Raw genomic sequence first — 7,815 nt, 5'->3', positions numbered from 1 at the left:
CCGAGATCTGCATGATGAAGAATCAGGCGACGCAGACCATGGCGTATTGCGCCTCGGAGGCGGTACAGATCTTCGGTGGCGCCGGCTATATGCGCGGCGTCAAGGTCGAGCGCATCTACCGCGAGGTCAAGGTCAACGCGATCGGCGGCGGCACCGAGGAGATCATGAAGGACCTAGCCAGCCGCCAGATGGGATTGTGATTGTAACCCGTCATTCCGGGGCGCGTCGTAGACGCGAACCCGGAATCCAGAGATGAGTCCACCACGTCGAGATTCCGGGTTCGCTCGCTGTCGCGAGCGCCCCGGAATGACAAGGAAGAAACATGCTCTTCACCGCCGACCACGACGAAGCCCGCCGCGCCTTGCAGAAATTCATCGCCGCCGAGATCAATCCTCACGTCGATGAATGGGAGGACGCCGGCATCTTTCCCGCGCATGAGCTGTTCAAGAAGCTTGGGAGTCTCGGCTTTCTCGGGCTCAACAAGCCGGTCGACTATGGTGGGCAGGGGCTGGATTATTCCTACGCGCTGATGATGGCCGAGGAGCTCGGTGCTATCCGATGCGGCGCAATCCCGATGGCGATCGGGGTGCAGACCGACATGGCCACGCCGGCCTTGGCGCGGTTCGGCTCCGACGAGGTGCGGAAGGAGTTCCTGGCGCCGGCGATCGCGGGGGACTATGTGGCCTGCATCGGCGTCTCCGAGCCCGGCGCGGGCTCGGACGTCGCCTCGATCAAGACGGCCGCGCGCTCCGACGGCGACGATTACGTCATCAACGGCGGCAAGATGTGGATCACCAACGGCGCGCAGGCGGATTTCATCTGCCTGCTCGCCAACACCAGTGACGGCCCGGTCCATCGCAACAAGTCGCTGATCTGCGTGCCGATGAAGACCAAGGGCGTGCAGGTCGCGCGCAAGCTCGACAAGATGGGCATGCGCTCCTCCGACACCGCGCAGATCTTCTTCGACGATGTCCGCGTGCCGAAGCGCAACCGCATCGGCGCGGAGGGCGAAGGCTTCACCTATCAGATGATGCAGTTCCAGGAGGAGCGGCTGTGGGCGGCGGCAGCCTGCCTGAAGGCGCATGAAGTCATCATCGACGAGACGATTGAGTATACCCGCAACCGCAAGGCCTTCGGCCGCAGCATCCTCGATAACCAGGTTGTCCATTTCAAGCTCGCGGAGATGCAGACCGAGGTGGAGCTGTTGCGCGCGCTGACCTATCGGGCCGCCGAGGCGCTGATCGCGGGCGAGGATGTCACGCGTCTCGCGACCATGGCAAAATTGAAGGCCGGCCGGCTCGGCCGCGAGCTCACCGACGCGTGCTTGCAATATTGGGGCGGCATGGGCTTCATGAACGAGACGCCGGTCAGCCGCGCCTATCGCGACACCCGCCTCGCCTCGATCGGCGGCGGCGCGGACGAGGTGATGCTGACCATCCTATGCAAGATGATGGGCACATTGCCGGGCCTCGCGAAAAGGGGGGACGCCTGATGATCACGCTGTACCATTGCGACGGCGCCCGCTCGTTTCGCCCGCTGTGGATGCTGGAGGAGCTCGGCCTCGCTTATGAGTTGAAGATGCTGCCGTTCCCGCCGCGGGTGCTGGCGAAGGAGTATCTGGCCCTGAATCCGCTGGGTACGATTCCGCTGATGATCGACGGCGAGACCAGGATGACCGAGTCATCCGGCATCTGCCACTATCTCGGCGTCAAATACGGCCCGACGCCGCTGATGGTCGATCCCGGCGAGCCGGCCTACGGCGCATTCCTGAATTGGATGTATTTCTCCGACGCGACCCTGACCTTCCCCCAGACATTGGTGCTCAGGTACAGCCAGTTGGAGCCGGAGGAGCGGCGATCGCCGCAGGTCGTGACCGACTATGCCAAATGGTTCCTGGGCCGCCTGCGCGCGGTCGAGGCCGCTTCCGGCAATGCTGAAACCTTGTGCGCGGGGCGCTTCACCGCGGCCGATATCGTGATCGGCTACGCCTTGCGGCTGGCCGACAGCATCGGTCTCTCCGGAGAGTTCGGCCCAAACGTCGCGGCGTACTGGGCGCGGCTGCAGGCGCGCGACGGCTACCAGCGCGCCCGCGAGGCCGAGCGGCGGGCCGGGATCGCGCAGGGCGTGAAGCCGCGGATCAGGGAGTGAATGCGGGCTTTTTGGGCACCGTGATTCCGGCGATTAACCGCCTCGAAAATTGACATTTCCCGCCGATGACAGCGGCGGGATTTGCGCTATGGTCTTCCCCAATCGAAGCGGCCGAGAGAGCCGTGCCCTCAGGAGGAATGCCATGGATTTGACCCGCCGGGACTCCGGCCATCTGATGCTGATCACGCCTGATCGCGTCTTCTATGCCGGGCTGCTTGGCCGCCCGCGGCAGCGCTGCTCCGGGGCTTTCCACGTCTATGTTGCGCTGAACGGTGGCCTGCGGCTGATGCCCGAGCAGGCCGCGGAGCAGCGCGGCGAGCTGCTCGTCGTCGCGCCGAACCTGCAGCACACCATCGAAAGCGACTACCGCACCGTCATCGTGGTCACGATCGAGCCGGAGAGCGTGCCGGTCGGTACGCTCGATCGATTGGCCATGCGGATCACCAGGGATGCTGTGGCCTATGCCTGTCGCATCCGCGCCGCCTATGAAGAGCTGGTGCAGCGGCCGCTGAGCGGCGATGTCACCAGCGCCATCTTCGACCGCCTCTGCCTTGGCGAAGCCCTGCCGCAGCGCAAGCTCGATCCGCGCGTCGTCAAGGCGATCGCGCTGATCAGCCGCTTCTCGGGCGAGCCGGCCACCGCCGAGAGCTGTGCCGCGGCCGTTGGCCTCTCCACCTCGCGCTTCCTGCATCTGTTCAAGGAGGAGACCGACATCTCCTTCCGCGCGTTCCGCGCCTGGAAACGCGCGCGCCACCTGCTCAACTTCGCCAATCAGGACCTGAACCTTGCGCATCTCGCGCAGGACATCGGCTATCCCGATTCGACTCATTTCAGCCATTCGATCCGCCGCTTCTACGGTCTGAAACCGCGCGCGATCTTTTCCGGCTCGCGTGATCTGGCGATCTATCGCAGCGGCGAGACCGCTGACTTGGTGGCAGCGCGTTGACGCAAGCAGCGACGTAGTTGCCTTCGCATGATGCCGGCGGTCGTAGCTCGCGACCTCCGACAATCATTCAAGGCATGGCATGAGCGACAAAGCCGTCATCACCTGCGCGCTGAACGGCGTGCTCACCGATCCCAGGCAGCACCACGTTCCGGTCACGCCGGAGGAAATGGCCGCGGAAGCCCGGCGCGCCTTCGAGGCCGGCGCCAGCATCATGCATATCCATCTGCGCCAGCAAGCGCCCGGCAAGGGGCATCTGCCGTCCTGGGACGTTACAGTGTCGCGCGAGATCCAGCAGGCGATCCGGGAGGCCTGCCCCGGCGTCATCATCAATCACACCTCGGGCGTCTCCGGGCCGCACTACGAAGGGGCACTCGCCTGCATCCGTGAGACCCGACCCGAGATCGCGGCCTGCAACGCCGGCTCGCTGAACTATCTGAAGGTGAAGGCTGACAACAGCTGGGCCTGGCCGCCGATGATGTTCGACAATTCGGTCGAGAAGATTCAGGATTATCTCGATGCGATGAAGGACGTGAACACGATTCCTGAGTTCGAGTGCTTCGATGTCGGCATCGTGCGCTGCGTCGGGATGTACTACCAGACGGGCATGTATTCCGGGCCGCTCGAATATAACTTCGTGATGGGCGTTGCCTCCGGCATGCCCGCAGATCCCGAGTTGCTGCCGATCCTCATCAGGCTCAAGCGGCCGGAGGCGCATTGGCAGGTGACCGCGATCGGCCGTGCCGAGATCTGGCCCTTGCATCAGCGCTGCGCCGAACTCGGTGGCCACCTTCGTACCGGACTCGAGGACGCGTTCTATCTCGCCGACGGCAGCAAGGTGACATCGAACGGCCAGCTGATCGAGGCGATCGCAGCGCTGGCCCGTCGCGCAGGCCGCGAGATCGCGACACCGGCCGAGGCGCGGCAGATTTTTGGGACAGTGAATTGACGGCGAAGCCGTCATTCCGGGGCAGCCCGCGCGTAAGACGCGGGCTGAACCCGGAATCTCGAGCCGCATAGTTTCTGGATTCCGTGTTCGCGTCTTCGACGCGCCCCGGAATGACGGAGCAAAGCAAAGTCATCCATGGCCACCATCGACAACACAGTCTCCCCTCACAGCGCCGCGTTCCAGTCCAATCGCGATGGCATGCTGGCCCTGATCGCGCGGCTCCGCGAGCTCGAGACGCGCACGCGCCAGGCGTCCGCCGGCGCGAAGGAGCGCTTCCATGCGCGTGGCCAGCTGTTGCCGCGCGAGCGCGTTGCGCTGGTGCTCGATCCCGGCACGCCGTTCCTGGAGCTCTCGACGCTTGCCGGCTACATGTTCGACGTGCCGGATGCGGCCAAGAGCGTGCCGGGCGGCGGGCTCATCGCCGGCATCGGCTTCGTCTCGGGCGTGCGATGCATGGTCTCGGCCAATGATGCCGGCATCGATGCCGGCGCGCTGCAGCCATATGGCCTGGACAAGACCTTGCGGGTGCAGGAGCTCGCGCTCGAAAACAAGCTGCCTTACGTGCAGCTGGTCGAAAGCGCCGGCGCCAACCTCCTGCGCTACCGGGTCGAGGATTTCATTCGCGGCGGCAACATCTTCCGCAATCTGGCGCGGCTGTCGGCGGCCGGGCTTCCCGTCGTCACGGTGACGCACGGCTCATCGACCGCGGGCGGCGCCTATCAGACCGGCCTCTCCGACTACATCGTGATGGTCCGCGGCCGCACCCGCGCCTTCCTGGCGGGGCCGCCACTCTTGAAGGCTGCAACCGGCGAGATCGCGACCGAAGAGGAGCTCGGCGGCGCCGAGATGCACACCTCGATCTCGGGGCTTGGTGACTACCTGGCCGAAGACGATCGCGATGCGCTGCGGATCGCGCGCGAGATCATGGCGGCGCTGCGATGGGAACGGCCAGCGCAGCAGACACCCGACATCAAGCCGCCGCGCTATGATCAGGAGGAGCTGCTCGGCATCATGCCGATGGATCACAAGCGCCCGGTCGACATGCGCCAGGTGATCGCGCGGATCGTCGATGATTCCGATTTCGTCGAGATGGGACCGAATTACGGTCCCGCCACGGTCTGCGGCCACGCTCGCATCGAGGGACAGGCGATCGGCATCGTTACCAACAACGGCCCACTCGATCCGGCCGGCGCCAACAAGGCCACCCATTTCATCCAGGCCTGCTGCCAGAGCCGCACGCCGATTCTCTATCTCAACAACACCACCGGCTACATCGTCGGCCGCGCCTATGAGGAAGCCGGCATGATCAAGCACGGCTCCAAGATGATCCAGGCGGTGACGTCGGCGACCGTGCCGCAGATCACGATCTATTGCGGCGCCTCGTTTGGCGCCGGCAATTACGGCATGTGCGGCTGGGGCTTTCATCCGCGCTTCTGCTTCTCCTGGCCGAACGCCAAGACTGCGGTGATGGGCGGCGAGCAGGCGGCGGAGACGATGGCGATCGTGACCGAAGCGGCCGCGGCGCGTCGCGGCAAGCCGGTCGAGAGGGACAAGCTCGAAGCTTTGAAGGCGCAGATCGTGGGCGTGTTCGACAGCCAGATGGATGTGTTCGCGACCTCGGCGCGCGTGCTCGACGATGGTGTCATCGATCCGCGCGACACCCGCGCGGTGCTGGCCGAAGTGCTCGCGATCTGCCGAGAGGCAGAGGCACGAACCCCGCAGGCCATGCAGTTCTCGGTGGCGCGGCCATGAGCGAAGGCAAGACGATGCAGCGCACGCCGTTCCACAAGATCCTGATCGCCAATCGCGGCGAGATCGCGCTGCGCATTATCAGGACGGCGCGGCGGCTTGGGTTTGGCGTGGTTGCGGTCTATTCGGACGCCGATCGTGACGCGCTGCACGTGCGGCAGGCCGATCAGGCCGTGCGCATCGGCGAAGCGCCACCGGCGCAATCCTACCTGAACATCGCGGCCATCATCGGGGCTGCGCAGGCGACCGGCGCCGATGCGGTTCATCCCGGCTACGGCTTCCTGGCGGAGAATGCGGAGTTCGCGCAGGCCTGCAACGACGCAGGTCTCGTGTTCATCGGCCCGTCGGCGGACGCGATCAGATCGATGGGCAACAAGGCCGGTGCGAAGGCGCTGATGCAGGCGGCCGGCGTGCCCTGCGTGCCCGGCTATCAGGGCGAGGATCAGCGCGACGACATCATGCTGGCCGAGGCCAAGCGGATCGGCTTTCCCGTGATGATCAAGGCGGTCGCCGGTGGTGGCGGCCGCGGCATGCGGCTGGTGCGCGACATCAAGACATTCCCCGACATGCTGCGCAGCGCCCGCTCCGAGGCCGCCGCGGCGTTCGGCGATGGCACCGTCATCCTGGAAAAGGCGATCGACAATCCACGCCACATCGAGATCCAGGTGTTCGGCGACCACCATGGCAACGCGATCCATCTCGGCGAGCGCGACTGCTCGGTGCAGCGTCGGCATCAGAAGTTGGTCGAGGAGGCGCCCTCGCCGGCGGTGACGCCGGAGCTGCGGGCACGGATGGGCGCGGTTGCGGTTCAGGCCGTCAAAGCGCTCGGTTATGAGGGTGCCGGCACACTGGAATTCCTGCTCGATTCCGATGGCCAGTTCTATTTCATGGAGATGAACACCCGCCTGCAGGTCGAGCATCCCGTGACCGAGGCGATCACCGGTCTCGACCTGGTCGAGCTCCAGCTCCGTGTCGCGGCGGGCGCGCCGCTGCCGCTCCGGCAGGAGGATGTGCACTGGTCCGGTCACGCCATCGAGGTGCGGCTTTGCGCTGAAGATGCCGGCCGCGATTTCATGCCGCAGTCCGGCCGGATGGCGCTATGGCAGATGCCGGACAGCGTCCGCGTCGAGCACGCGCTGCAATCGGGCACGGAGATTTCGCCCTATTACGATTCGATGATCGCCAAGCTGATCGGCTATGGGGCAACACGAGAAGAGGCGCGCGCGAAGCTGATCTGCGGCCTGGAGCAGGCGGTCGCGCTGGGTGTCACCACCAACCGCGCGTTCCTGATGGCCTGCCTGCGTCACCGGGCGTTCGCAGGAGGGGCGGCGACCACCGCCTTCATCGGCACGCATCGGAACGAGTTGGTCGCGCCGGCCGCGAGCCTTGCGGATATCACCCTTTGCGCACTGCTGCTCCATGTGAGCCATGCTTGCGCGCGGGCGTGGCGCGCCGGCCGTTCGCTGGCCGCATCGTTCCCGACGCCGCTGCGCTTCGACATCGACGGCCAGTTGCAGGAGTGTGAGCTCCTGCGCGAACGTGACGGCGCCTATCTGGTCAATCGTGACGGCGAGACGCATCGCATCGAGATCGACGAGCTTGACGGCGCGCTCATCCGCTTCCGCGCCGATGGCGTGACCGACAGTGCCGTCTTTCTCCGCGCGGATGACAGGCTCTATGTGCAGCGTCGCGCCACCACGATGACGGTCCGCGATGCGAGCCTTGCCGCGCCGCAATCAGCCGCAAATGCCGGCGGCGATGGCAAGGTGCGCGCCGCACTGAATGGCCGCGTGGTCGCCGTGCTGGTCAGGGCCGGCGAGCGCGTCGCCGCTGGCCAACCAGTGCTGACCCTTGAAGCCATGAAGATGGAGCACGTCCATGCATCCGGGATCGCCGGCACGGTTGCCGCGATCGAGGTTACCGAGGGTGAGCAGGTGACGACAGGGCGGATCGTGATCGAGATCGCTGCGCTGTCATAGGCCGATGTCGAACAAACGGCGGACGATGCCTGAACCGCGCCGCTAAA

The 7,815-nt window shown here is 65.6% G+C and carries 7 protein-coding genes; all 7 read left to right on the top strand.

From position 1 onward, the window contains the following. A partial coding sequence (locus BRAS3843_RS27590; protein ID WP_277996494.1) for an acyl-CoA dehydrogenase family protein occupies window positions 1-200 on the top strand: 200 nt, incomplete at its 5' end. Window positions 201-322: 122 nt separating this feature from the next. Further along, on the top strand, window positions 323-1,492 hold the full coding sequence (locus BRAS3843_RS27585; RefSeq protein WP_008972413.1) for an acyl-CoA dehydrogenase family protein: 1,170 nt from the start codon (window positions 323-325) through the stop codon (window positions 1,490-1,492). Next, entirely contained in the window at window positions 1,492-2,148 is a 657-nt protein-coding gene (locus tag BRAS3843_RS27580; RefSeq protein ID WP_008972412.1) for a glutathione S-transferase family protein, read from the top strand. Before BRAS3843_RS27585 ends, BRAS3843_RS27580 begins: the two co-directional genes overlap by 1 nt. Before the next feature lie 142 nt (window positions 2,149-2,290). Then, the gene (locus tag BRAS3843_RS27575) at window positions 2,291-3,094 is read left to right on the top strand and encodes a helix-turn-helix domain-containing protein (RefSeq protein ID WP_008972411.1); all 804 of its coding nucleotides are present in this window, start codon (window positions 2,291-2,293) and stop codon (window positions 3,092-3,094) included. Window positions 3,095-3,173: 79 nt separating this feature from the next. Then, window positions 3,174-4,040, top strand: a complete 867-nt coding sequence (locus tag BRAS3843_RS27570; RefSeq protein ID WP_008972410.1) for a 3-keto-5-aminohexanoate cleavage protein — start codon at window positions 3,174-3,176, stop codon at window positions 4,038-4,040. Between the two features lie 135 nt (window positions 4,041-4,175). After that, window positions 4,176-5,792, top strand: a complete 1,617-nt coding sequence (locus tag BRAS3843_RS27565; RefSeq protein ID WP_008972409.1) for an acyl-CoA carboxylase subunit beta — start codon at window positions 4,176-4,178, stop codon at window positions 5,790-5,792. 14 nt (window positions 5,793-5,806) lie between these two features. Beyond that, window positions 5,807-7,768, top strand: coding sequence for an acetyl-CoA carboxylase biotin carboxylase subunit (locus BRAS3843_RS27560; RefSeq protein WP_008972408.1), 1,962 nt, complete (start codon window positions 5,807-5,809; stop codon window positions 7,766-7,768). Window positions 7,769-7,815 lie beyond the last annotated feature (47 nt).

The sequence above is a fragment of the Bradyrhizobium sp. STM 3843 genome, from assembly GCF_000239815.1.
Lineage (GTDB): Bacteria > Pseudomonadota > Alphaproteobacteria > Rhizobiales > Xanthobacteraceae > Bradyrhizobium.
Note: the sequence above shows the minus strand (reverse complement) of the source record. Positions and strands in the feature narration are given on the sequence as shown.

Excerpts from the sequence above, each read along its gene's own strand:
- BRAS3843_RS27585 (WP_008972413.1), top strand. The coding sequence starts at position 323 with ATGCTCTTCACCGCCGACCACGACGAAGCCCGCCGCGCCTTGCAGAAA.
- BRAS3843_RS27580 (WP_008972412.1), top strand. The coding sequence starts at position 1,492 with ATGATCACGCTGTACCATTGCGACGGCGCCCGCTCGTTTCGCCCGCTG.
- BRAS3843_RS27575 (WP_008972411.1), top strand. The coding sequence starts at position 2,291 with ATGGATTTGACCCGCCGGGACTCCGGCCATCTGATGCTGATCACGCCT.
- BRAS3843_RS27570 (WP_008972410.1), top strand. The coding sequence starts at position 3,174 with ATGAGCGACAAAGCCGTCATCACCTGCGCGCTGAACGGCGTGCTCACC.
- BRAS3843_RS27565 (WP_008972409.1), top strand. The coding sequence starts at position 4,176 with ATGGCCACCATCGACAACACAGTCTCCCCTCACAGCGCCGCGTTCCAG.
- BRAS3843_RS27560 (WP_008972408.1), top strand. The coding sequence starts at position 5,807 with ATGCAGCGCACGCCGTTCCACAAGATCCTGATCGCCAATCGCGGCGAG.